This is a genomic window from Mycolicibacterium wolinskyi str. Jessa 2025, assembly GCF_049241375.1.
Lineage (GTDB): Bacteria > Actinomycetota > Actinomycetes > Mycobacteriales > Mycobacteriaceae > Mycobacterium > Mycobacterium wolinskyi.
Genome location: NZ_CP185960.1, coordinates 6,762,492 through 6,785,751 on the forward strand (window position 1 = coordinate 6,762,492; position 23,260 = coordinate 6,785,751).

22 protein-coding genes are annotated in these 23,260 nt (G+C 65.4%); 10 read left to right on the top strand and 12 right to left on the bottom strand.

Features of this window, described 5'->3' with window-relative positions:
- Window position 1 precedes the first annotated feature (1 nt).
- From ACOI2T_RS33530 to ACOI2T_RS33560, 7 genes are read right to left on the bottom strand one after another with little or no spacing between them, the layout of a single operon-like run.
- Window positions 2-883: a 3-hydroxyacyl-CoA dehydrogenase family protein gene (locus ACOI2T_RS33530; RefSeq protein WP_409505185.1), complete on the bottom strand. Its 882-nt coding sequence runs from the start codon at window positions 881-883 to the stop codon at window positions 2-4.
- Between the two features lie 8 nt (window positions 884-891).
- The gene (locus ACOI2T_RS33535) at window positions 892-1,770 is read right to left on the bottom strand and encodes a 3-hydroxyacyl-CoA dehydrogenase family protein (protein WP_409505186.1); all 879 of its coding nucleotides are present in this window, start codon (window positions 1,768-1,770) and stop codon (window positions 892-894) included.
- Window positions 1,771-1,788: 18 nt separating this feature from the next.
- Entirely contained in the window at window positions 1,789-2,541 is a 753-nt protein-coding gene (locus ACOI2T_RS33540; protein ID WP_409505187.1) for an SDR family NAD(P)-dependent oxidoreductase, read from the bottom strand.
- Window positions 2,538-3,761, bottom strand: coding sequence for an acyl-CoA dehydrogenase family protein (locus ACOI2T_RS33545; RefSeq protein WP_409505188.1), 1,224 nt, complete (start codon window positions 3,759-3,761; stop codon window positions 2,538-2,540). Before ACOI2T_RS33545 ends, ACOI2T_RS33540 begins: the two co-directional genes overlap by 4 nt.
- Window positions 3,758-4,549 carry an enoyl-CoA hydratase/isomerase family protein gene (locus ACOI2T_RS33550; RefSeq protein ID WP_409505189.1) on the bottom strand — a complete coding sequence of 264 codons (792 nt, stop codon included), beginning with the start codon at window positions 4,547-4,549 and terminating at the stop codon, window positions 3,758-3,760. The genes ACOI2T_RS33545 and ACOI2T_RS33550 overlap by 4 nt, the downstream gene beginning before the upstream one ends.
- Window positions 4,546-5,772, bottom strand: a complete 1,227-nt coding sequence (locus tag ACOI2T_RS33555) for a CaiB/BaiF CoA transferase family protein (RefSeq protein WP_409505190.1) — start codon at window positions 5,770-5,772, stop codon at window positions 4,546-4,548. Before ACOI2T_RS33555 ends, ACOI2T_RS33550 begins: the two co-directional genes overlap by 4 nt.
- A gap of 29 nt (window positions 5,773-5,801) precedes the next feature.
- Window positions 5,802-7,184, bottom strand: coding sequence for an MFS transporter (locus ACOI2T_RS33560; RefSeq protein WP_409505191.1), 1,383 nt, complete (start codon window positions 7,182-7,184; stop codon window positions 5,802-5,804).
- Between the two features lie 305 nt (window positions 7,185-7,489).
- On the opposite strand from ACOI2T_RS33560, the gene ACOI2T_RS33565 reads away from it, so the two are divergent.
- From ACOI2T_RS33565 to ACOI2T_RS33590, 6 genes are all read left to right on the top strand, one after another.
- Window positions 7,490-8,095 (top strand): TetR/AcrR family transcriptional regulator, encoded by a 606-nt coding sequence (locus tag ACOI2T_RS33565; protein WP_067857867.1) that lies wholly within the window; start codon window positions 7,490-7,492, stop codon window positions 8,093-8,095.
- 27 nt (window positions 8,096-8,122) lie between these two features.
- Complete coding sequence (locus ACOI2T_RS33570; protein ID WP_409505192.1) at window positions 8,123-9,334, top strand: acyl-CoA dehydrogenase family protein; 1,212 nt, start codon at window positions 8,123-8,125, stop codon at window positions 9,332-9,334.
- Window positions 9,335-9,351: 17 nt separating this feature from the next.
- Entirely contained in the window at window positions 9,352-9,552 is a 201-nt protein-coding gene (locus ACOI2T_RS33575) for a cytochrome c oxidase subunit II (RefSeq protein ID WP_409505193.1), read from the top strand.
- Between the two features lie 180 nt (window positions 9,553-9,732).
- Complete coding sequence (locus ACOI2T_RS33580) at window positions 9,733-10,476, top strand: SDR family oxidoreductase (RefSeq protein WP_409505194.1); 744 nt, start codon at window positions 9,733-9,735, stop codon at window positions 10,474-10,476.
- Window positions 10,477-10,569: 93 nt separating this feature from the next.
- Window positions 10,570-14,025 carry a protein kinase domain-containing protein gene (locus ACOI2T_RS33585; protein WP_421875246.1) on the top strand — a complete coding sequence of 1,152 codons (3,456 nt, stop codon included), beginning with the start codon at window positions 10,570-10,572 and terminating at the stop codon, window positions 14,023-14,025.
- 71 nt (window positions 14,026-14,096) lie between these two features.
- The gene (locus ACOI2T_RS33590; protein ID WP_409505267.1) at window positions 14,097-14,504 is read left to right on the top strand and encodes a pyridoxamine 5'-phosphate oxidase family protein; all 408 of its coding nucleotides are present in this window, start codon (window positions 14,097-14,099) and stop codon (window positions 14,502-14,504) included.
- A 9-nt stretch (window positions 14,505-14,513) separates the two neighbouring features.
- Here ACOI2T_RS33590 and ACOI2T_RS33595 read toward each other — a convergent pair whose 3' ends face one another.
- From ACOI2T_RS33595 to ACOI2T_RS33610, 4 genes are read right to left on the bottom strand one after another with little or no spacing between them, the layout of a single operon-like run.
- Window positions 14,514-15,446, bottom strand: a complete 933-nt coding sequence (locus ACOI2T_RS33595; RefSeq protein ID WP_409505196.1) for a M56 family metallopeptidase — start codon at window positions 15,444-15,446, stop codon at window positions 14,514-14,516.
- Window positions 15,443-15,817, bottom strand: coding sequence for a BlaI/MecI/CopY family transcriptional regulator (locus ACOI2T_RS33600; protein ID WP_409505197.1), 375 nt, complete (start codon window positions 15,815-15,817; stop codon window positions 15,443-15,445). Before ACOI2T_RS33600 ends, ACOI2T_RS33595 begins: the two co-directional genes overlap by 4 nt.
- A gap of 32 nt (window positions 15,818-15,849) precedes the next feature.
- Window positions 15,850-16,737 carry a cytochrome c biogenesis CcdA family protein gene (locus ACOI2T_RS33605; protein WP_409505198.1) on the bottom strand — a complete coding sequence of 296 codons (888 nt, stop codon included), beginning with the start codon at window positions 16,735-16,737 and terminating at the stop codon, window positions 15,850-15,852.
- Window positions 16,734-17,477 carry a DsbA family protein gene (locus ACOI2T_RS33610; RefSeq protein WP_409505199.1) on the bottom strand — a complete coding sequence of 248 codons (744 nt, stop codon included), beginning with the start codon at window positions 17,475-17,477 and terminating at the stop codon, window positions 16,734-16,736. The genes ACOI2T_RS33605 and ACOI2T_RS33610 overlap by 4 nt, the downstream gene beginning before the upstream one ends.
- Before the next feature lie 129 nt (window positions 17,478-17,606).
- Between ACOI2T_RS33610 and ACOI2T_RS33615 the strand changes: the two genes are divergently transcribed.
- A complete protein-coding gene (locus ACOI2T_RS33615; RefSeq protein ID WP_409505200.1) occupies window positions 17,607-18,578 on the top strand; it encodes a L,D-transpeptidase in 972 nt (323 codons plus the stop codon).
- Here ACOI2T_RS33615 and ripB read toward each other — a convergent pair whose 3' ends face one another.
- Window positions 18,579-19,232 carry an NlpC/P60 family peptidoglycan endopeptidase RipB gene (gene ripB / locus ACOI2T_RS33620; RefSeq protein WP_409505268.1) on the bottom strand — a complete coding sequence of 218 codons (654 nt, stop codon included), beginning with the start codon at window positions 19,230-19,232 and terminating at the stop codon, window positions 18,579-18,581.
- Between the two features lie 256 nt (window positions 19,233-19,488).
- Between ripB and ACOI2T_RS33625 the strand changes: the two genes are divergently transcribed.
- The 3 genes from ACOI2T_RS33625 (at window position 19,489) to ACOI2T_RS33635 (ending at window position 23,250) form a co-directional block, all read left to right on the top strand.
- Window positions 19,489-19,788: a hypothetical protein gene (locus ACOI2T_RS33625; protein ID WP_409505201.1), complete on the top strand. Its 300-nt coding sequence runs from the start codon at window positions 19,489-19,491 to the stop codon at window positions 19,786-19,788.
- A 571-nt stretch (window positions 19,789-20,359) separates the two neighbouring features.
- Window positions 20,360-21,805, top strand: coding sequence for a hypothetical protein (locus ACOI2T_RS33630; protein ID WP_409505202.1), 1,446 nt, complete (start codon window positions 20,360-20,362; stop codon window positions 21,803-21,805).
- Complete coding sequence (locus ACOI2T_RS33635) at window positions 21,802-23,250, top strand: glycosyltransferase family 2 protein (protein WP_409505203.1); 1,449 nt, start codon at window positions 21,802-21,804, stop codon at window positions 23,248-23,250. Before ACOI2T_RS33630 ends, ACOI2T_RS33635 begins: the two co-directional genes overlap by 4 nt.
- The last annotated feature ends 10 nt before the right edge of the window (window positions 23,251-23,260 follow it).

Sequence of the window (23,260 nt, forward strand, 5' to 3'; positions counted from 1 at the left end):
GTCAGCTGTTCTCCGAATCGTGGGTGCGGAATCCGTTGTTGGTCTTGTTCCCGAGCCGGCCTGCGGCCACCATCTGGCGCAGCAGTGGCGGCGGTGCGTAGCGCGGATCGCGTGTCGCGGCGTAGGCGGCCTCGGTCGCATGCAGCTGCACGTCGAGGCCGATCATGTCGAGCAGTTCCAGTGGGCCGGCCTTGTAGCCGAGCCCGAGCTTGATCGCGGTGTCGATGTCCTCGGCGGTGGCCAGCCCGTCGTCGAGTTCGGTGATGACGTCGTTGAGGTAGGGCAGCAGCAGGGCGTTGACAAGGAAGCCCGGCCGGTCCTTGACCACGATGGCGTCCTTGTCACCGAACGTGTCGACGAGTGCGACGAGACGGTCGACGAGTGCGTCGTCGGTCTGCAGTGCCCGGACCACCTCGACCGTGCGCATGAGCGGTGCCGGGTTGAAGAAGTGCAACCCCGCTACGCGTGCCGGATTCGGCAGTGCGGCAGCCAGATCGGTGACCGACAGCGCCGAGGTGTTGGTGCAGATCGGTGTTTGATCGCCGACGATTTCGGCGACCTTGCCGAGCAGTGCCTTCTTGATGTCGGGGTCCTCGGTGACCGACTCCACCACGAGGTCGACGGAGGCCAGATCGGCCGCCTCGGTGGTGGCGCTGATCCGGGCGAGGACAGCGGCCTTGTCGGCTTCGGTGATCCTGCCTTTCGCGATACCGCCGTCGAGGAAGCGCTCGATGACAGCCAGCCCCGCGGCGATGCGGTCCTGATCCGTTTCCAGGACGACGACGTCGCGACCCGAGGCGGCGAACACCTGGGCGATGCCTGCGCCCATGGTGCCGAGCCCCAGCAGTCCGACGGTGGTGAATTCTGTAGCGGCGGCGCTCATCTCACTCCTCACGACCCGAACAGCCGGGTGTCGTCGTACTCGTAGAATCCGCGGCCGGTCTTGCGGCCCAGATCGCCTGCTGCGACCATCCGTTCGACCATCGGCGGCGGGAAGAAACGCGGATCGCGCAACTGCTCGTACAGCCGGGTGGCGACCTGCTGGTGGATGTCCATACCGACGATGTCGAGCAGCCGGAACGGACCCATCGGGTGGCCCAGGGCACCGAGCACCGCGGCGTCGATCGACTCCTTGGTACCCCAGCCGGCCTCCAGCGCGTGAATGCAGGAGTTCTCCCAGGGGATGAGGAACCGGTTGACGATGAAGCCAGGCCGGTCCTTGGTCACGACGCTCGTCTTGCCCAGCGACGCGAGGAACTCGACCGTCGCCTTGTGCGCCCAGTCGGCGGTGTGCCTGCCGTCGGCCACCTCGACGAGCTTCATCAGGGGCGCCGGATTGCAGTAATGCGTGCCGACAACCCGTTCGGGCAGCCTTGAGCCCGAGGCGATTCCGGTCACCGGCAGCGTGGAGGTGTTCGTATGGAAGAGCGTGGACGCCGAGACGATGTCGTCGAGCCTGCCGAACGTCTCCTTCTTGAGGGCGAGATCTTCGAACACCGCCTCCACCACGACGTCACACGGTGACAGGTCGTTGAGATCGGTGCTGCCGGACAGGCTTTCTTTGGCTGCACGGCCTGCCGCCTCGTCCAGCTTGCCGATGCGCACGCTCTTGTCGAAGAAGCCGTGCACCGTATCGATGCCGCGCTTGAGGTTGGTCTCGTCGATGTCGTAGAGGATGGTGCGATGTCCGGCGCGGGCCATTACCGTGGCGATGCCGGAGCCCATGGTTCCCGCGCCGAGGACCGCGACGGTCTTCTTGTCGTTGGTCACGTTTGTCTCCTGGTTGTCTCAGCGGACGCTCTGGCCGCCGTCGATCACGATCACTTCGCCGGTCATGAAGTCCGATGCGCGGCTTGCCAGTAGCAGCAGCCATGACGTGAGTTCGTCCGGTTCGCCCATCCGGCGGGCCGGGATCGCCCGCACCACCTTGGCCAGCGTGTCGGCGTCGGCACGCATCTCCGCGTTGAGGGGTGTCGCGAAGTAACCGGGCGCGAGCGCATTCACCTGGATGTTGTGCCGGGACCATTCGATGGCCATCGAGCGGGTGAAGGCGATGACACCGGCCTTGGACGCCGAGTACGCCGCGTGGTTGGCCACCCCCTGCAGGGCGAAGTTGGAGGCGATGTTGACGACCTTGCCGGACCCCTGGGCGACGAGGTGACGCCCGGCGGCCTTGGTGGCGAGGAAGGTGCCGCGCAGGTTGGTGGCGACCACACGGTCCCATTCGTCGGCGGCTTGGTCGATCAGCGGTGTCGATGCGACGATGCCCGAGTTGTTCACGAGAACGTCGATGCGGCCGAAGGTCTCGACGGTCGCGTCGACCATGCGCTCGACCGACGCCTCGTCGGTGATGTCGGTCGGGCAGGCCAGGGCCTGGCCGCCGGCTGCTTTCACCTCGTCGACGAAGCTGTCGAGTTCGCTTGCCGTCCGAGCCGCGACCGTGACCGCAGCGCCGGCCCGCGCCAGCCCGTGGGCCATCGCCCGGCCGAGGCCACGTCCGGCACCCGTCACGATCGCTACTTTTCCGGTCAGATCGGTCATGCCAATTCCCCTATCGCGCGGGTGATCTCGCGTCCGACGAGCAGTCGCTGGATCTCGTTGGTGCCGTCGTAGATCTGGGTGACCTTGGCGTCACGCAGGCACCGCTCGACGCCGAGTACTTCGAGGTCGCCGTACGGGCCGAGGATCCGGCACGCCTGTACCGCGGCCGTGAAGCCCAGGTCGGTGCAGCTCTGCTTCATGATGCCGATCTGGCCCGGCGTGACGTCCGGATTGATGTCGACCTGACGGGCGACCGCGTGTAACAACAAGCGGCCCTGCAGGATTCGGCCGCGCAGGTCCGCCAGTGCGAAGGTGTCTTCATCCGGCAGGCGTGTTCCGTGGATGCGGGTCAAGGCTGCCAGTGTCCGGGCATACGCCGCGCGGGCCAGCCCCACGCCCTGCGCGGCGGCACTGATCCGGGACTTCACGACCGAGCTCATCACGACCGACCAGCCCCGGCCCTCCTCGCCGAGCAGATGGTCTCGGGGCACCGCCACCTGATCGAAGAACAGTTCCGCAGTGCTGGACCCGTGCATGCCCATCTTCTCGAACGGCCGGCCGTGGCCGACCCCGTCCCAGCTGCCGTCGACCACGAAGGCCGTGATGCCGTTACGGCCCGCGGTCCGGTCCACGGTGGCGAAGCAGATGATGACGTCTCCGCGGTCACCGGTGGTGATGAAGGTCTTCTGGCCGCTGATCGACCAGCCGTCCGCGGTTGGGGTTGCGGTGGTCGTCAGACTCGAGACGTCGGAGCCGGCATCGGGTTCGGTGATGCCCAGCGAACCGTAGCGCGAACCGTCGAGCAGTCCGGGGATGTAGCGCTGCTGCAGGTCCTTCGAGCCCGCCAGCATGATCGGGTAGGCGACGTGCATCTGTGTCATGAACACCAGGCTCGTCGCCGCGCATCCGGCGGTGATCTCCTCCATTGCCACCGCGTACGCGACATTCGTATCGCCGGTACCGCCGAGATGTTCGGGAAAGATCAAGCCGCACAAGCCTTCTGCGGCAAGTGCCTGCACGCTGTCGTGCGCGAACTCGTGGGTACGGTCGAGATGAGCCGCACGCGGGGCGGTCTCGCGGGCGACGACATCACGCACGAGCGTGCGCACCTGAAGTTCACGGTCGCTGAGCGCAGCATCGGCGGCCGGCTCGTCCAGCAGCGTGTGCAGGCCGATGTAGGCCTTTGGGTCGGTATCGAGATCGAGTGGCTCGATGATCACATCCGTCCTTCCGGATTGGCGAACTTCGCCGGCCGGCGTTCGAGAAACGCTGCGATGCCCTCGGTGGACTCCTCACCCGAGATTGCCAGGGCGGCCAGGCCGGTCTCCACGCCGAGTCCGGTATCGATCGGCCCGTCGCGGCCCACGTCCAGCGCATGCAGGATCGCGCGCACCGCCAGTGGCCCCTGCCCGGCAATCTTCTCCGCGACAGCCGTCGCGGTCGACAGTAGTTCCGCCGACTCGACCGGCGGCACCGGGGTCAACCCCAATGAATAGGCGCGGTCGGCGTCGATCCTGGTTCCGGTGAGCATCAAATGAGCGGCCACTTTCTCCCCAACCACCCGCGGAAGCCGCTGAGTACCACCGTAACCGGGAATGAGGCCGAGCCCCGACTCGGGCAGGCCCATGGAGGCCTTCGTCGACAGCACCGGAATCGTGCATGCCAGGATCAGCTCGAAGCCGCCGCCCAGCGCGACGCCGTTGACCGCCGCGATCACCGGGATGGCGGCCCGCTCGATGGCGCGGAACGCCTGCTGACCGCGGCTCATCGTCTCGTGTGCCAGATCGGGTCCCATACCCGCGAGCTCTTTGAGGTCGGCGCCCGCGCTGAACGCCTTCTCCCCCGACCCGGTGACGATGACAGCACGCACCCCTGGATCGTCGGCGGCGTCGCGCACCGCGGCCGCGAGACCCGAGACGACCTCGCTGTTGAGGGCGTTGAACGCTTCGGGACGGTTGATGGTCAGCGTCGTGATGTCGCCGACGCGATCGATGTTCAGCGTGCTCACGAGACCGCCTCCCGGGTGAGGTCGGGCTCCGCGACAGCGCCCGCGGCGAGGAGCCCGGCTATGTCGTCCGAACCGTAGCCTAGTTCTTCCAGTATTCGGCGCGAGTCGGCACCGAGGTCCGGGAATCGCTCATTGCGAACGGCGACGCCTCCGAGCCGGAACGGGCTGCGGACGGTGACCAGGCGTTCGGCGGATTCGGGCACCGGCATCAGTGAACCCCGCGATACCACTTGTGGATCCTTGACCACTTCCGAGAGAGTTTGGACCAGCGAGACCGGCACATCGACCTCACCGAGGATGCGGACCCAGTCCGCGGCGGTGCGCGTCGCGAGCCGCTCGGCGATCACCGCGGTGATCCTGGGCCGGTGCGCGCGTCGGCCGGCGTTGTCGGCCAGTGCCGGATCGGCCGCCAGGTCAGGCAGGTCGACGGCCGCGCAGAACCGCTGCCACATGGCATCGTTGCCGATCGCGACCACGATCGTGCGGTCGGCCGCTTCGAACGGCTGATACACCGCCAGCACCGAGTCCGTGCCGCCGCTAGGTGCCGGCTCGGGCTCGCCCGCGTGGAAGGCCGCGATCCGCGGGGCCATCAGGGCCAGGTCGGTGTCGAGCAACGAGACGTCGATCGTCTCGCCCTCACCCGATCGAGTCTGGCGCACCAGCGCGGCGCTGATCGCGATCGCGGCACACATGCCCGTCACGACATCCGACAGTGCGGTCGACACTCGCTGCGGACTGCGGCCCTTCTCCCCGGTGACCGACATCAGGCCCGAACGTGCTTGAGCCACAAGGTCGTAACCGGGAAGGTCACTGTCCGGGCCGTCCAGGCCGAACCCCGACATCGCGCAGTAGACGAGGCGGGGGTTGCGCGCGTGCAGCGTGTCGGCGTCGATGCCCATGCGCACCAGCTTGGCCGGGTTCATGTTCTGCAGGAAGACGTCGGCGGTGTCGAGCAGGCGCAAAAGCACATCGCGGCCGCCGTCGGTGCGCAGGTCGAGCACGAGTGACTGCTTGTTGCGATTGGCCGATGCGAACCAGGCCGAGGTTCCGTCGACGAACGGCGGGCCCCAACTGCGGGCGTCGTCGCCGTGTCCGGGACGCTCCACCTTGACGACCGTGGCGCCGAGGTCTGCCAGATACATCGCGGCAGTGGGTCCGGCGTACGAGGTCGTCATGTCGACGACCTTGACGCCGTTCAGCGGGCCGGCGGTGGTGGAGGTCATGGTGCTGTTTCTTCCTGACGGTTTCGCTGTCATTTCGCCCGCGCGCTCGGCACCGGCTCGCCGGTGATCTCGTCTTGCAGTGAATCGTTCGTGCGCAGAACGTCTTTCACAGTCGGACGGGTTACCCAGTCGATGTCGTCGTTGACGGTTTCCCGCGACACCCACACGGCGAACAAGGTCAGCACGCCGCCGATCATGATGTAGACCGACAGTGGCCACGCGGCCTCGAAAGTGCCGAACAGTGCGGTGGCCACGAACGGCACCGGCGCACTGAACATCAGGCCGCCGATCGTGTAGGCGATGCCGGCACCGCTGTAGCGCAGCTGCGTCGGGAAGATCTCGGGCAGGAAACTCGCCATCGGAGCGTAGGTGAGGGTGTGGCAGATCGGCAGGGCGAGCACCAGTGCCAAGAAGATTGCGGCGGTGTTGTGCGTGTCGATGAGCCAGAAGAACGGGAATCCCAACGCGATCGTCGCGGCCGCGCCGACCATGAGCAGCGGTCGCCTGCCGAACCGGTCGCACAGCATCCCGGCCATCGGAATGGTCGCCATCTGCAGGACCGAGGCCACGCAGACCGCGCCGAGAACCGTGTTGCGGCCGATGCCGTCACCTACGCCGTAGGTGAGCGCGAACACCGTGGCCATGTAGAACGGGATGTTGGCTGCCGCGATCGAGAGGGCACCGAGGACGACACCCTTCCACGCTCTGCGGAACACCACGCCCGCCGGGAATCGCTCCTCCTGCCGGTTTTCCTTGAGGGAACGGAACGCGGGCGAATCTTCGAGCTTGAGCCGGATGTAGAGGCCGGTCAGGACGAGAACGGCGCTGAAGATGAACGGAATTCGCCAGCCCCACGCCATCATGGCGTCCTCGGGGAGTAACTGGACGAGGAAGAACATCGCGGTCGCGAGTACGAGGCCGAACGGCACGCCGACCTGGGGCCAGCTGCCGTAGAAGGCCCGCTTGCCCTTGGGCGCGTGCTCGACTGCCATCAGGACCGCACCGCCCCATTCACCGCCGAGCGCGAGGCCCTGCAGGAGCCGGCACACCACGAGCAGGATCGGCGCCAGGATGCCGACCTGCTCGTAGGTGGGTAGCAGGCCGACGGCGACGGTGCCGACACCCATCATCAGCAGGCTGATGACGAGCATGTGCTTGCGGCCGATCCGGTCACCGAAGTGTCCGAAGATCAAGGCACCGAGCGGTCGGGCAGCGAATGCGACGCCGAAAGTCGCGAACGACGACAGCGTTCCGATGAGCGGGCTCAGATCCGGGAAGAACAGCTTGCTGAAGACCAGGGCCGCAGCTGTCCCGAAGATGAAGAAGTCGAAGAACTCGATGGTCGTGCCGACCAGGCTGGCGGCGGCCACACGGGAGATCGAGGTGTCCGGACGCTTCGTTGCGTTTGCCACGCCGCTTCCTCTCTTGACGAAGTATGACCCGGTGCGGAATTCGGCACCGGTGTAACGCGGACCACGTCTACATTCGACACCATAACTTCTGTTGGACATTTGGTGCAAGGTCCAACATTTACATTGCGGTTCGTCGTCGATGCTCCTCGTGCTCATCGGAGCATCCGACTAAATAGCCCTTACCTGCACAAATGCGATCCGGTCGAATGTGAGCTCAGCGTAATGTCCAACATTCATCGACTGCTCGGAGGCTGCTACCGGCCACCCGTCGTGCGCGCACAAAGGTGAGTGAGTACTCTCTCACCATGCCCACCGGACGAGACCGGCTCTTGGCCGCGGCGCTCAAGCTGTTCGCCGCCAAGGGTTACGCGGCGACGTCGGTGGCCGAGATCCAACAGGAGTCCGGCTTGGCGCCGGGGTCGGGCGCGCTGTACAAGCACTTCGGCTCCAAGCGCGAACTTCTCGAGGCCGCCGTCACGCACCGCATCGACAGCATCGTCGCCGCGCGCGAAGAGTTCGATTCCGGCAAGCCCCGGTCGGTCGAGGACGCCGTGCGCAGCGCCGGCGAACTGATCTGGACCAATCTGACCCAGAGCGAGGAACTGCTCAGGGTCATGTTGCGCGAGCCGCACGAACTCGGCGAACTCGATCAGAAGACGTGGCAGGTCATCACCGACAACGCCTACCAACGATTCGCCGACGAGCTGACGGCGTCCAACCGCGCCGGCCGCACGAACATTCCCGACCCTGAGGCCAGTGCGGCGGTCGCGATCGCATCACTCTCCTACGCCGCGACACTGCGGGCGCTGACCGGGCGTTCCCCCGGCAACGTCGACCACGACCGCTACTTCGAGGCGTGGGTGGTCCAGACGGTCAGCCTCATCGAACAACACCGACTGCACAACCGTTGAACCCCAACCATATTCAGGAGTAAAGCCGTGACGTTCTCACTACAACTCAGCGACGACGTGATCGAGGTCCGAGACTGGGTGCACCGGTTCGCCGCCGACGTCGTCCGGCCCGCCGCCGCGGAATGGGATGAGCGCGAAGAGACGCCGTGGCCGGTGATCCAGGAGGCCGCCAAGGTCGGTCTCTACTCCCCCGAACTGTTCGCCCAGCAGGCGGCCGAGCCGTCGGGCCTCGGCATGCTCACGGTCTTCGAGGAGTTGTTCTGGGGCGACGCGGGCATCGCACTGTCGATTCTGGGCACGGGACTGGCCGCAGCGGCCTTGGCGGGCAACGGAACTCCCGAACAACTCGGCCGCTGGCTGCCGGAGATGTTCGGCACCTCCGACGAACCGAAGCTCGGCGCGTTCTGCTCGTCGGAACCCGACGCGGGATCCGACGTCGGCGCCATTCGCACCCGGGCCCGGTGGGACGAGGCAACGCGTGAGTGGGTACTCAACGGCACCAAGACCTGGGCCACCAACGGCGGCATCGCCAACGTCCACATCGTGGTTGCGTCGGTGTACCCCGAACTCGGCTCCCGCGGCCAGGCGACGTTCATCATCCCGCCCGGCACGCACGGCCTCGTGCAGGGACAGAAATTCAAGAAGCACGGCATCCGGGCATCGCACACGGCCGAGGTGGTGCTCGACAACGTCCGGTTGTCGGAAGATCTCATCCTCGGCGGCCGCGAGAAGTTCGAGGAGCGGATCGCCCGCGTCAAGTCCGGTTCGTCGGCGCGCGGACAGGCCGCGATGAAGACCTTCGAGCGCACCCGGCCCAGCGTCGGTGCCATGGCGGTCGGCGTCGCGCGCGCGGCCTACGAGTACGCCCTCGACTACGCCTGCCAGCGTGAGCAATTCGGCCGTAAGATCGGCGAGTTCCAGGCTGTCGCGTTCAAGCTTGCCGACATGAAGAGCCGGATCGACGCCGCCCGGCTACTGGTGTGGCGAGCCGGCTGGATGGCCCGCAACAACCAGAACTTCGACTCCGCCGAAGGGTCGATGGCCAAGCTCGTGGCCAGCGAGACCGCCGTTTACGTGACCGACGAGGCCATCCAGATCCTCGGCGGCAACGGCTACACCCGCGACTATCCGGTCGAGCGCATGCACCGCGACGCCAAGATCTTCACGATCTTCGAAGGGACGAGCGAGATTCAGCGCCTGGTGATCTCGCGCGCGCTGACCGGATTGTCGATCAGGTAGCGAGTACTGTCGGCGTTGTGCGCAGGGCTCTCGTCGTCGTGTTCGGCATTGTCGGTGTGTTCATCGCGCTGTGCGGTCTGCTCTTTGCACTGCAGGGCTTCGGTGTCGTGGGCGGTAGCCCGATGAGCAACACCACCACGTGGTCGATCCTCGGGCCGATCATCCTGGTGGTGGGCGCCGCCATCGCGTACGCCGCATGGCGTTTCCGGCGGTCGTGACGTAGTCCTTACCGCGGTTTCTCGACGTCAAGGTAGCGGTGGACGCCGCCCTTCCTATGCCTTACCGTGACCTTAAGTTGCTCTTATTTTTCTTAAAGAGCGTGTACGGTGGGTCCTCATAGCGGTCGTGGCCTCTCGTCAGAGCGCAGACCGCATCGGCAGTGACGGAAGGAACCCGACATGCACGAGAACGCACGGATCGCCCTGGTGACCGGAGCATCGCGAGGCATCGGCGCCGAAGTCGCCCAGCAGCTCGCCGGCCCCGACACCCACGTCATCGTCAACTACCGCGAGAAGGCCAAACGCGCGGACACGATTGCCGACACCATCCGCAGCGCCGGAGGCCACGCCTCCACGCTCGGCGCCGACATCTCCGACGAGGCCGCTGCCGCCGCGATGATCGATGACGTCGCCCACCGGTTCGGCAAGCTGGATGTGTTGGTGCTCAACGCCTCCGGCGGGCTCGAGCTGGGCGCCGACCCGGGCTATGCCATGCGCCTCAACCGCGACGCGCAGCGTCGGCTTGCGCAACTGGCCATGCCGCTGATGCCTGCGGGCGCGCACATCGTGTTCGTCACGAGCCACCAAGCCCACTTCTTCCCGCACAAAGCGGTGCCGAAGGGCTATGCACCCATCGCGGCGAGCAAACGAGCCGGCGAGACCGCGCTCTATACGATGCGCCACGAATTCGACCGGCGAGGAGTCCATTTCACCGTGGTCTCCGGCGACATGATCGACGGCACGATCATCATCAAACTCCTGGAGCGTCGCGATCCATCGGCCGTCGAAGCACGCCGCAGCAAGTCACCGCTGCCCACCGTGAGCGAATTCGCGGCCGCGATCGCCAACGCGGCGACGACGCCCCATCCGTCGGGGATCGTCTACGTCGGCGGCCCCGACTACCTGGACCGGATGTCGGCGTAGCCCAGTTTCGCCCGCCTGCTGGCAAATCCGGCGTTATGCTCGGTTAGGCGGCTGTGCTGCTGCCATGACGCCACTGGAGTTTCGAGGCGAACGATGGGGCGCAACGACCCGTTGCCCACGCAACGGGACCTGCCCGCCGGGATTCCGGCGGAGTTGGAGGCAGCCGGTTTCCAGGATCCGGCGGAGATCGGGCAGGGCGGATTCGGCGTCGTCTACCGCTGCACCCAAGGCACGCTGGACCGCACCGTCGCGGTCAAGGTTCTCACCGCCGATCTGGAGCCGGACAATCTCGAGCGGTTCATGCGCGAGCAGGTCGCCATGGGCAAACTGTCCGGCCATCCGAACATCGTCAACATCTTTCAGGTCGGCACCACCGCGAGCGGCCGGCCCTACATCGTCATGCAGTACCACCCGCACGGTTCGCTCGGCACGAAGATCGCCGACAGCGGACCCATCGGCTGGCGCGACGCGCTGCGCATCGGAGTGAAGATGGCGGGCGCGCTGGAGACCGCCCACCGCCGGGGCATGCTGCACCGCGATGTCAAACCCGCGAACATCCTGCTCACCGAGTACGGCGAACCCCAGCTGACCGATTTCGGTATCGCCCGCATCATCGGCGGTTTCGAAACCGGGGACGGCGCGGTCATGGGCTCCCCCGCCTACACCGCTCCCGAAGTGCTGCTCGGTCAGCCGCCCAGCGTCCCCTCCGACGTGTACAGCCTCGCGTCGACGCTGTTCAGTGCCGGCACCGGGCACGCGGTGTTCGAGCGTCGCAAGGGTGAGCAGATGGTCGCGCAGTTCCTGCGGATCACCCAGCACCCCATACCGAATCTGCGGGAATCGGGCCTGCCGGCCGACATTTGCGGCGTGATCGAGCAGGCGATGTCCCGCGACGTCAAGGACCGCCCCGCGAGCGCGGAAGCGTTCGGCGAACAGTTGCGCGAGTTGCAACGTCGTCACGGCTTACCGGTCGACGACATGCCGGTCCCTATCCCAGCCCCGGCTGTCCGCTACGACCCGGCAACGCCAGGCACACCATCTACCGGCTATCGGGTGCGGACGATGACGCCGCCCGCGCCCGCCAGTCGCTTCCAACTGCCGATGCCGGCGAAGGCGCTCGTGGAGCGTGCCCGGCTGATCGATGTCCTACGGGCGCAACGGAACAAGAAGCTCACGGTGATCCACGGCCCGACCGGTTTCGGGAAGAGCACGCTCGCCGCACAGTGGGCGAAACTCCTGCGGGCCGACGGCGTGGCCGTGGCCTGGCTGACCGTCGACCATGACGACAACAACGTCGTCTGGTTCCTGGCGCACCTCATCGAGGCCATCCGCGCCGTGACACCCGCGCTCGCGTCCGACCTCGGCGAAGTACTGGAAGAACATGGCGACGAGGCCGAGCGTTACGTTCTGACCTCACTCATCAACGAGATCCACGCCACCGACACGCGGATGACGCTCGTCATCGACGACTGGCAGCGGGTGACCGATCCGGCGACAATCGCGGCCCTGCGCTACCTGCTGGACAATGTCGCATCGGGCCTGACCATCGTGGTGACCAGCCGCAATCAGACCGGTTTACCGATGAGCCGGATGCGCATGCAGGACGAGCTGATCGAAATCGACGCCACCGCACTGCGTTTCGACGTCAGCGAGTCCGAGTCGTTTCTCGTCGAGCTCGGCGGCCTCGACCTCGACCACAACGACGTCGAGGAACTCACCGCCAAGACCGACGGCTGGGTGGCCGCGTTGCAATTGGCATCGCTCTCGCTGCGTGACCGCGAGGATCCGGTCCGGCTGATCGGGACGATGACCGGACGCCACCACGCGATCAGCGAGTTTCTCGCCGAGAATGTGCTCGACACCCTCGAACCGTCCATCCTCGATTTCCTGCTGACCACGTCGATTCCCGAACGCGTCTCCGGCGAGCTAGCCTCGGCGTTGAGCGGCGTGCCGGACGGGCTGGCCATGCTCGAACAGGTCGAGGAGCGAGACCTGTTCCTGCACCGTGTCGACGAGCAGTGGTTCCGCTACCACCAACTGTTCCGCGACTTCCTGCGGCACCGGCTGAGCCGGGACTCGCCCGAACGGGTGGTCGCGCTTCACTGCACGGCGTCGGAGTGGTTCGCCGAACACCACCTGGTGCGGGAGGCCGTCGATCATGCGCTCGCCGCAGGCGACGAGCAGCGTGCGGTAACCCTGGTCGAGAACGACGGCATCTCGCTCGTCGCCAACTCCCAGATGGCCACCCTGATCGGCTTGGCCGGCAAGTTGCCTTCTGCGGCAGTGCAATCCCATCCGCGGCTGCAACTGGCCCTGGCCTGGGCCAACATCGTCCTGCATCGGATACCGGCCGCCGAACAGGCGCTGGCCCAGGTGGATGCCACGCTGGATACCTCGGGGTTGTCCGCGGACGAGATCGAGGATGTGCGTGCCGATGTCGGCGTCGTACGTGGCGTGGTTGACCTCCGCGCGGACCGGCTGGCGGGTATCGACGAGCACATCGCACCGTGCCTACAACGCCGAGACCGCCTGCGGCCGTTCACCGTTGCGTCAGCGGCGAACGTGGCGACGTTCGCGGCGGCCTATCGGTACGACCTCGACGAGGTCGAGCGGATCCAGACGTGGGCCGCACCGTACTACGAACGCAGCGGGGATGCGTTCAGCATCGTCAACGGATTGTGCTTCACCGGGTTGGCACACCATCTGATGCTCGACAACGTCGCGGCGGAAAAGTACTTCCGCCGTGCCCTGCGAACGGCCAAGCGATCCAGCGGCATTCATTCCTACACCGCGCGGCTGGCGAGCTCGCTTCTCGGTGAATTGCTCTACGAGCGCGGCGATCTCGCCGAAGCCGAGCGCCTGCTCGACGAGGGTTACAAACTCGGCCCCGAAGGCGGTTCCGTCGACTTCAAGATCGCCCGCTACGTCATCAACGCCAGGATCAAAGCGCTCCAGGGTGACCGGCTGGCGGCGGCGCAACGGCTGGACGAGGCGACGCGTGTCGCGCGCAACCTGTCACTGAACCGGCTGCGGGCACTCGCCGAGCACGAGCGGATCCGCCTCGGCTTGCCGCCCCATCCGGAGTTCGGCCCGATGCCGCTGACGTCCTACGACGCTCGCCGGCAACCGGTCGATGCCATGGACGAGATCGCCGTGCAATTCGAGGAGGCCTCGGCGATCCGCATGCTGATCGCCGCGGACGATCCCGACAAGCGCGCCCTCGCCTGCCGCTGGGCCCGCGAATGGGTCGACCGGCTCACGACGCGCAATCACCCGCAGGCATTGTTGCGGGCCCGGCGCCTGCTCGGGGCATGTCTCGCCGCCGACGGCCAAACCGCCGAAGCGAAAGCCACGCTCGCCGGCGTCGCCGCCCAATGCGCACAATTACGCATGCTGCGCTACCTCGTCGACGGTGGTCCGCATGTCGTTGCCACCCTGGCCGAACTCCGGGCCGACCAGCAGGCCGGGCGGTGGTCGCTCGACTGGCCCGAAGTACCGGGCGAGTTCCTCGACCAGGCCCTCGCGGCGGCGGTGCCACAGCGCATCTGACATTCCGCGAAATAACACGGCCACCTGACGGGTTCGGTATGAGAAACGAACGGAGGACGCTTGTGCCGAAGATGTCGGAAGCGGAACGTGAGGATTATCTGGCCGCTCTTCATGTCGGGGTGATCGCGGTCGAACGCCCTGACCGGGCGCCGCTGGCCGTGCCGATCTGGTACGGGTACCAACCGGGCGGCGACGTCCTGTTGTGGACCGAGGCCGGGTCGGTGAAGGAGAATTTGATCCGGGCCGCGGGCCGGTTCTCGATCACCGTCCAAGACGAGCAACCGCCGTACCGCTACGTCACGGCCGAAGGTGACGTGACCGCGATCGAGCCTGCCAAGGACGCCGAGGTGCGCGCTATCGCGGTCCGCTATTTCGGTGCGGACGAGGGCAACAAGTTCACCGACGAGAACTTCACCGAGACCTCGGTCATCATCCGGATGAAGCCCAGTCGGTGGTTGAGCACCGATTATTCGAAGTGAGCCAGTCGATCACAGCGTGCAGAGCATGAATGCGAGGCCGGGTGCGGTGAGTGTCACAAGCACCACGACGGACATCGCCAACGCCTGAGGGTGCCAGAACGTCGTGCGCGGAGGTTGCATGAGCCGCAGCGCACGGTCCATCACCGCGGTGCCTGCTGCTGCCAGCACGCCGTCGGGCAGACGGTGTCGCATGCTCAGCGCGACGAGACTGGCCAGCAGTGGCGCACGGCCATAGCTCCGGGTCGACGCATCGTCGGCGCACATCTCCAGCAATGCCGGCACGGACCGCGCGGCGGCACGCATGAGGGGCAGGCGCGGCAGCGCGGCGGACAGAGCATTGAGCGTCGCGACGATGTGGTGATGCCGCCCGCGCAGGTGCGCCCGCTCATGAGCGAGAACCGCTGCCAATTGGGCCGGATTCAGAAGATCAAGGGCACCGGTCGTGAGGACGATGGCGCTTCGCCGACCGCCGGAGACGCAGTATGCCGTCGGCTGATCGGCGGTGATCACGACGACGTCGGCGTCCTCGGTGGGGCGGCCGACGATGCGAACGGCCTCCGCGTGTTGGCAATTCGAGCGCCGAGTCTTGAGCAACGCCACGATCACCCGCCGTGCGGTGTAGAGCGCGACCCCGGCAGTGAGTGTCAGTAAAACCACGACCAAGACGGTGGCGACCGTTGACGACAAGTGCACGGCGTCGGTGATTCCGAGGGTTTCGACGCAGAACGTCAGCGCGGTGTGAGTGGCCAGGCTGTGGACGGCCCCCACGACCAGGATCACCAAGGCCGCACTCCACGCGAACAATGCCGAGGCGACCGCAACCAACCACCCCGAGATGGACAGTCGCGGATGCACGTCAGCGAGCATCGGGCTCGTGAGCACCGCCGGCGCCAGCCAGCTCAGAGCCACGGCATAGACGAGCAGGAACGTGACCGCGTTCATCGTGACTTGCCCTTGGTGAACCGCTGAAGCGCCTGTCGAAGCTTCACGGAGTCGTCGTCGGCGATCTGTTCCAGGAAGAAGTTGAGGATCAGTTCGCTGTCGCCCCCGGATTCGAAAACCGTGCGCATCAGTTTCGCCGAGTGCTCCTCACGGCTCATCACCGGACGGTATTGGTACGCCAGGCCCACCTTGTCGCGCAGGAGCCATCCTTTGCGAAACAGATTGTCCATGGTGGACATCACCGTCGTGTAGGCGATCTGACGTTGGGTGACGAGCTCATCGTGGACGCTACGCACCGTCGACGGCTCCGAGCGGGACCACAGCACGTCCATCACGACGGCTTCGAGGTCGCCAAAGCCCTTAATTCCCATGCCCATTACCGTCCGTCAAGGCCTGCTCAAACCTATGTAGCGCGATAGTAGCTCGTTGGACCGTTCGGTGACGGCTCCGCATCGTCGGTGTCGGTGCTCGATCGCGTGCGCCGGCGCCACAGCCGATAGAGCCGCCACCCGATGAGAGCGACGACGACACCCAGGATCACCCAGGGATCGCTCGCGTGTGACGAGAGCCGGCTCATCCACACCTGCAGGTCATACTGCGCGTCGACGGTCAAGACGCCGCCAAGGTTCGCGGTGCCGTCGGTGAACAGAAAGACCCCGCCGAGAAGGATGAACACCGCCCCGGTGATCAGCGACGTCGTGTGCGTCTGCAGCGGCCCGAGCCGTATCGGCCGCCCCCGCAACCACGACCGCTTGGCGAGATCGAACTGGTCCCACAGCCAGGCGAGGAGAAACAGCGGGGCCGCCATGCCCAGTGCGTAGACCGCCATGAGCAGTGCCCCGTAGAACGGATCGGCGCCCATTGCCGACATGGTGAGGACCGCTCCCAGCAGCGGACCCGCGCAGAAGCCGGCGAGCCCGTACACCGCCCCGAGGGCGATCACCGACGCGGTGCTGGAGATGTTGATCCGGGCTGTGGCTCGTTGCACGGCGGGGAGCCCGAACCCTTTGCCGAGCAAGGCCATGAGACCGAAGCCGATCAACACGAGACCGCCGATGACGGTGACTTCGCCGCGGTAGCGGGTGACGACGTTGCCCAGCACTCCGACACCGGCGCCCAAGGGCACCAACACGGCGCACAGGCCGGCCCAGAACGCCGCCGTGCGGCCGATCAGTTGATGTACGCGGTCGAAGGCGTAGGCGAAGAACGAGGGCAACAGCAACGCCGAGCATGGGCTCAGCAGCGACGCCAACCCGCCGAGGAAGGCGCCGAGGAGGCCGACGCCGGTCACGGTTCGGTCAACGCGTTCTCGATGGCACGCACGAACTCGTCGGTGGGCTGAGCGCCGAGCAGTGGAACGTTGTTGATCAAGAACGCCGGAGTGCTAGGTACGCCAATGCTCGTGCCCTGCGCGAGGTCACCGTTGATGGCGGCGTCGAATGTGCTCCCCCGCATCCCGTTGATGAACTTGTTGATATCGGGGACACCGGCTTTCCCGGCGAAGTCGATCAGCGCCGGTTCGGTCAGTTCGGCCTTCGTTCGTTCCGGCGCGGCGGCATAGACGGCGCGGTTGAATTCCCAGAACCGGCCCTGCGCGGCGGCCGCGCGTCCGGCTCGAGCGGCGAGCATCGACTGCTCGCCGAAGATGGGAAAGTCACGCCACTCGATGCGGAGCTTGCCCGAGTCGACGAAGCGCTCGATCAGCTCGGGTTCGGTGTCACGACTGAACTTGGCGCAGAACGGACATCGATAGTCGGAGAACATCACCAACGCAACCGGCGCATCGGGGTCACCCAAGGCGAACGGGTCGCCCGGCTGTCGACGTTCGACTCCGGTCTTCGCGTTCTGTTCCGACGGCGCGACCTTGCCCGAATCCGTCACCGCCGAGGTTCCCGACGCCGCTGCGCCGGCTCCGGCCTCCGCATCGTGGTCAGATCCCAAGACCAGATAGAGGATCAGCGCGACGGCAATGACAACGAGGCCTCCGATGAAGATGAGATCCTTGCTGACACTGTCTCGCCGAGCACTCACCGGCCACCTCCATGCTAACCTCGGTTACGTACCTACGGCGTAGATACGTAGACCCGTTGTAGCACACCCAGCAACCAGAACGCGAACGACAGAGGGGAGCCGGAAACCGTGTCGACCAAGACACACCAAATGCGGTCAGCGACAGTCGGCCTGGTGCTGGTTATCACCTTCGGAGCCGCCACGGCCTGGCTGCTCGCCAGGCCGGGCACCGGGCACGCCGAGGTTCAGCCGCTGACGCCACCACCGCCGGCGGCGCCCGCCGCAGTCACGACACCGCCCCCGCCGCCGCAGATGTCCTCCACCCCCATGCCGCGTCGGCAGATACCGGTGACATTCACGACGACATCAGGCGCCGAGCTCACCGAGGGTGGAACATACGGCGTCGGAACGGTTGTCGTCGCGAAGTTCGACCGCCCCGTTTCCGACCGCGTCGCCGCCGAGCGGCAACTCTCGGTCAAAACCGTTCCGCCAGTAGCCGGCTCCTGGTACTGGATGGACAATCAGCGCGCCCATTGGCGGCCACAGGATTACTACCGTCCGGGCACCCAGGTCATCGTCGACCCCGGGCTGGACAGCCAGGTCTCGTTCCGTATCGGGGACTCTCATGTGTCGATTGCCGATGACACCACCAAACAGATCAGCGTGTACCGCAACGGCGAACTGCTCCGGACGATACCCACGTCCATGGGCATGGGCGGATCAGAAACCATTGGCGGGAATACGATTTCATTCTGGACGCAGCCTGGGGTCTACACGGTGATGGACAAGGCCAACCCCGTCGTCATGGATTCGTCGACCTATGGGTTGCCCGTCGAGTCCCGGCTGGGCTACAAGCTGACAGTCAACTACGCCGTGCGCCTTACCAACAGCGGAATCTACGTGCACCAACTCGACAGCACGGTATGGGCGCAGGGAAACACCAACACGAGCCACGGCTGCCTAAATGTCAACGCCGACAACGCCCGCTGGTTCTACGACTTCTCACAACCCGGAGACGTGTTCGAGGTGCGCAACACCGGCGGCGACCCGTTGCCGATCTGGCAGAACGGCGATTGGAGCGTGCCATGGGACCAATGGCTCGCCGGTAGCGCATTGCGCTAGTCAGGTCTCGATCACCCGAGTGACATACTGCGTCATCCCCGAAAGGCGGACCGGCGAAACCTTCACTGGCACACCAGTTTGCTGCGCCTCGATCATCCGGCCACCGCCCAGATAAATCGCTTCGTGCTGACTTCCGCCCGGCCCCCAGAACAACAGGTCGCCACGTCTGGCCTGCGAACGCGACACCTGCCGGCCGGCCGTGTACTGATCGCCCGACCAACGCGGGAGCAGCACGCCCACACCGGCGAACGCGAAACGTGTCAGTCCCGAACAGTCGAACCCCACCGTATCGGCACCCGAGTCCACACCCTTGCTGGGACCGGTGAGACTGCCACCACCCCATGAATACGGCACACCCAACTGCGAACCGGCTCGCCTTATCACATACTCGATCGCCTGCGGACCGCGGACCCGGCCGGTGCGCAACGCGGCAGGACTCGGCGTGGGATCATCCAAAATCCCTAGACTGCCAAGGAATTGACGCCCCAGGCCGAGAGTCGTGTCCGCCGCCAGCCGCGTCGCCGCCAGCGACGCATTGGCAATCGCCACCGGATCACCGGGCGCCCCGGCGCTGCCCCGTCGAGGCAGCGTCGGATCCCATTGCTCCGAGTCCGCTTCGGCGACTCCGGGTGAGAAGCCGACGGCCAGCGACAGCGCGACAAGGCCCCCGGCCGAAATTGCATCCCTGCGACGCACGGGCGGACCTCCCCCGATCGGCTTTCTACGTAATTATTACGTACGTAGTTAGACAGTAGGTTATGTTGACGCGGTCAGCGATAACGAATATGTCGCGCTTCGGTAACCCGTCACACCGGCCCGCTCATCGAATCTTGGAAGCGCCTTTGGTTTTTCGAAAGCGGCGTGGAGGCCTCCGACGTACGGTCTGTGCAACTCCTGACGGTGGACGGATATGACATATGAGGAGATGGCTGTGAGGGTGGGATTGGTTGCCGCCGCGGCGCTGGCGGTGGTTGGCGCATTGGCGACTTCCACGGGCATCGCACACGCCGATGACGTGGTGGTTCGCGATCCGGCCAATGGCATTCCCTGGAGCTGGCCAGACCAGGCCGCTTGCCTCAAAGACGGCCCCGATATGCATTTGGACAATCCGGATGACGACGAGTTTCTGAAGTACTGGTATTGCGAGCAGCACGACGATGGGCTCTGGTACCTGCACAACACCGACAGCCCTACCGACCAGGCGCCCTGATAGCCAACAAGCGCTGACGGCCGTGAGGCCTATCAGATTGATTTCTTGAGAACGACTTTCACCGCCGCCCCTTCATCCAAGGCCGGTAGTTTCGTTCGCCCCCGTCAGGCTTCACACCGAAGACTTTGCCTCGATTCATCTTTCGATCCCAAATCAGTTGGGGCAGTATCCGCCGACGCCCTTCGAGCGGGCAGACGATGTGCATCATCGTTTCCCGTATGTCCACCCGCTTCGGTAGCGCTGCCCGCTTTCATCCCGCGTGACTTTTCACCGCGGCGACGCCCCTCAGTCAGCAAACTCGTCGCAGTAACCCGAATGCGCGACGGGCACAGCCATGCGCGGCGAGCGGCCATTCCGTTACTCGCACAAAATCCCGATTGTGTTGATACAGCAACGGTCAAGAAATTGTCTACAGCTGACATTTTCATCCGGCGTCAATTTGTGGATACGCCAATTACCTCGTATGATCTGGCCATAACTTCAGTTACCGAGGTTGTCGACTTCTCCAAGTGACGTTGCCAGTGTTGTCACAGCGATGTAATTAGACACCATTACCTGTCAGGCAGGACTCGTGTCAGAGACTTACGTCCGTGGCGATGTCGCCCCACGTTCTCTTCCCCGTCCCGACATCAAGATGCCGCCCTTCATCCGGTTCGGTTTCTGGCCGCGGATTGCGCTGGTCGGGTTGTTGACCGGAGTGGCGTACCTGACGGTTTTCGCTGCCACCGTCGAGCACGTTGTCGTCCAGTCACGCGCCGCTTACCTGCTGGTGCTGCCAGTCCTGACCGTGGTGATCATCGCCGGGTACCGGCGGGCACCCGGCGGCGTGGGTGATGATGAATCCGACTGGATCATTGCCTGCCTTGTCGGCGCCGCCGGCCTGTGTGGTGTGCATCTGGTAGCGCAGCGCATGCCGACGTTGGCCGGCTTGTGGCATGTGCAATTACAGGGCGCGGTGATCTGGGCCGCCAGCTGTACTGCGATCTTGCTGGGCGTGCGCTACGCGCTACGGATGTGGCCGTTGTGGATCTTCCTGGTGTGCACCGTGTCCCCGCTGCCGTATCTGCTGGCCGTGGCCACATTGGGTGGCTCGGACACTGCGGCGGCTTGCGTCGCGGCCGGCGTCGGAGCCGTTGCGGTGTTTCTGGCTGCGCATGCGGTACCGGTGTGGTGGCGACTGGGTAGCGCAATCGGCTGCCTGGCGACCGCATTGATCGTCATAGCCTGGCTGGAGCAGCCCGTCGGGCTCTTGCTCATGGTCGTCGTGGCGGGTGGGGTCATACCCGTCGTCTTCGCGTTGACGGTGCTGCACCTGCGTGCAACCAACCCTGGGATATCGGGCGGCCCGGAGGTGGTGCCGCGGCGCTCACCCAGGCAGATCGCCATCCTCCTGGTTCTCGCCGCAGCCCTCGCTATGGGACATCCGGCCGCGACTCGAATCCCCGATCCGCCGGAGGTCAACGCGGACTGGGTCCAACGCGCCGGATTGCTCGACGCGACACCGATGACGTTCGCCTCCCGGTTCCTGGGACCTGATGCGACGCTGACGCGGTACAGCATGCCACCGGCGCCCGGCATGCCCAGTGCGGCTGTCGACGTCATCGCAACCTCCAACCTAGCTGCGCTGCAGGACTTCTCGGACGCAGTCTGGTATCCCTCCGAAGAACCCACGAGCTACACAGCCGCTGACCACCTCCAGTTGCCCATCGACGCGAGGATCGTCCACAGCAATTCGGACTCGGCCATCAGCGACGCAAGCCGGCAGTGGTATGCGGTGACCTGGGTATGGCGTTCGCAGGCGCGCTATCAACAGGTCACGATCGTGATCAATCAGAACTCGAACTCTCCCGACAGCCCTGCGGAACCACGGCCGCTGACACTGTCCGACAGCATCGTGTCGCCGACGTTGTGGCTGACCCGCCAACAGCCGTCCGCCGCAGGTGGTGTCGACGAAACTGTGCTCCAGCGTGCCGCACAGGTGGCTCGCGTGCTGACCACTGCGGCACAACCGCGATGACGACGGAAGTCGGCTTACTGCCGGCGCTGCCTGCCCATATGTCGGCCCGCAGCGCGCTCGGACGCAGATCGCTGATCCGTATCGCAGTGCTCGCCGCGATCGTGGCCGCGCTGATCATCGCCCTGCCCCACCACATTCCGGCGACGCTCACCACGCTGGTGGCGGTGTTCTACCTCGTCTCCACGATCGATCGGAACTACCTACTGCTCAACGGTCTTCGTTCGTCGGCGCTGGTACGAGTCGATGACCAAGAGGCCCTTGCGATCCCCGATGCCGACTTACCGGTCTACACCGTCCTGTTGCCCGTCTATCACGAGCCGGCGATCGTTCAGAACCTCGTCAACGGCGTAGGACAACTGAACTATCCCAGCGACAAGCTCGAAGTGCTTCTGCTGGTCGAGGAAGACGACACCGCAACCCAAGCCGCGGTCAAGGACCTGGCGCTGCAGAGCATCCGCATCGTGGTGGTCCCCCACAGCCTGCCGAAGACCAAACCGAAAGCCTGCAACTACGGAATGGCGCTGCCTGACCTCAAAGGCGAGCTGATGACCATCTACGACGCCGAGGACATTCCCGATCCGCTGCAGCTACGCAAGGCGGTGGCGGCGTTCCGGCGATTACCGGATGACGTCGGTTGCCTGCAAGCACGATTGGGCTACTACAACGAAAAGCAGAATCTGCTGACCCGTTGGTTCGCGCTCGAATACGACCAGTGGTTCGGCGTCGTCCTGCCTGCGGTGGAGGCGTCCGGTGGGGTGGTGCCGCTCGGCGGCACGTCCAACCACATTCGTACCCGGGTGTGGCGCGAAGTCGGCGGATGGGACGAGTTCAACGTCACCGAGGACGCCGATCTCGGTGTCCGGTTGGCGAGGCATCGATACCGCACCCTCATCCTCGACTCCATCACGCTCGAAGAGGCGAACTCCGATGTGGTGAATTGGATTAGGCAACGGTCGCGCTGGTACAAGGGCTACCTGCAGACCATGATCGTGCACTTGCGGCATCCGGTGGGGCTACGGCGCGAGATCGGTACCACCGCAGTGCTCAGACTCGTCAACATGACCGGCGCCATACCGCTCACCAATGCGCTCAACCTGCTGTTCTGGTTCACGATGCTGACCTGGGTGATCGGCAGGCCCGCGGTCGTCAACGCGTTGTTCCCGCCACCCACCTACTACACATGCTTGGCGCTGTTTCTCGTCGGAGCACCACTGTCGGTGTTCATCGGCCTCATCGTCACCTCCGCGCTCGGCAAGCCTCATCTCTGGTGGGCGGCGCTACTGGCGCCGATGTACTGGCTGCTGCAGTCCGTCGCTGCCGTCAAAGCCATCTACCAGTTGATATTTCGGCCCTTCTTCTGGGAGAAGACCGTGCATGGACTTGCCCATGTCCCTGCCCGGGCCACCACATCGACCAACCACACACTCGACAATCCCGCCACATAGATCTCCAGGA

What these genes read in the sequence shown, in the direction of transcription:
- ACOI2T_RS33530 (WP_409505185.1), bottom strand. Translation starts at nt 883, where the DNA reads ATGAGCGCCGCCGCTACAGAATTCACCACCGTCGGACTGCTGGGGCTC.
- ACOI2T_RS33540 (WP_409505187.1), bottom strand. Translation starts at nt 2,541, where the DNA reads ATGACCGATCTGACCGGAAAAGTAGCGATCGTGACGGGTGCCGGACGT.
- ACOI2T_RS33555 (WP_409505190.1), bottom strand. Translation starts at nt 5,772, where the DNA reads ATGACCTCCACCACCGCCGGCCCGCTGAACGGCGTCAAGGTCGTCGAC.
- ACOI2T_RS33565 (WP_067857867.1), top strand. Translation starts at nt 7,490, where the DNA reads ATGCCCACCGGACGAGACCGGCTCTTGGCCGCGGCGCTCAAGCTGTTC.
- ACOI2T_RS33580 (WP_409505194.1), top strand. Translation starts at nt 9,733, where the DNA reads ATGCACGAGAACGCACGGATCGCCCTGGTGACCGGAGCATCGCGAGGC.
- ACOI2T_RS33585 (WP_421875246.1), top strand. Translation starts at nt 10,570, where the DNA reads ATGGGGCGCAACGACCCGTTGCCCACGCAACGGGACCTGCCCGCCGGG.
- ACOI2T_RS33590 (WP_409505267.1), top strand. Translation starts at nt 14,097, where the DNA reads ATGTCGGAAGCGGAACGTGAGGATTATCTGGCCGCTCTTCATGTCGGG.
- ACOI2T_RS33595 (WP_409505196.1), bottom strand. Translation starts at nt 15,446, where the DNA reads ATGAACGCGGTCACGTTCCTGCTCGTCTATGCCGTGGCTCTGAGCTGG.
- ACOI2T_RS33600 (WP_409505197.1), bottom strand. Translation starts at nt 15,817, where the DNA reads ATGGGAATTAAGGGCTTTGGCGACCTCGAAGCCGTCGTGATGGACGTG.
- ACOI2T_RS33615 (WP_409505200.1), top strand. Translation starts at nt 17,607, where the DNA reads ATGCGGTCAGCGACAGTCGGCCTGGTGCTGGTTATCACCTTCGGAGCC.
- ACOI2T_RS33625 (WP_409505201.1), top strand. Translation starts at nt 19,489, where the DNA reads ATGACATATGAGGAGATGGCTGTGAGGGTGGGATTGGTTGCCGCCGCG.
- ACOI2T_RS33635 (WP_409505203.1), top strand. Translation starts at nt 21,802, where the DNA reads ATGACGACGGAAGTCGGCTTACTGCCGGCGCTGCCTGCCCATATGTCG.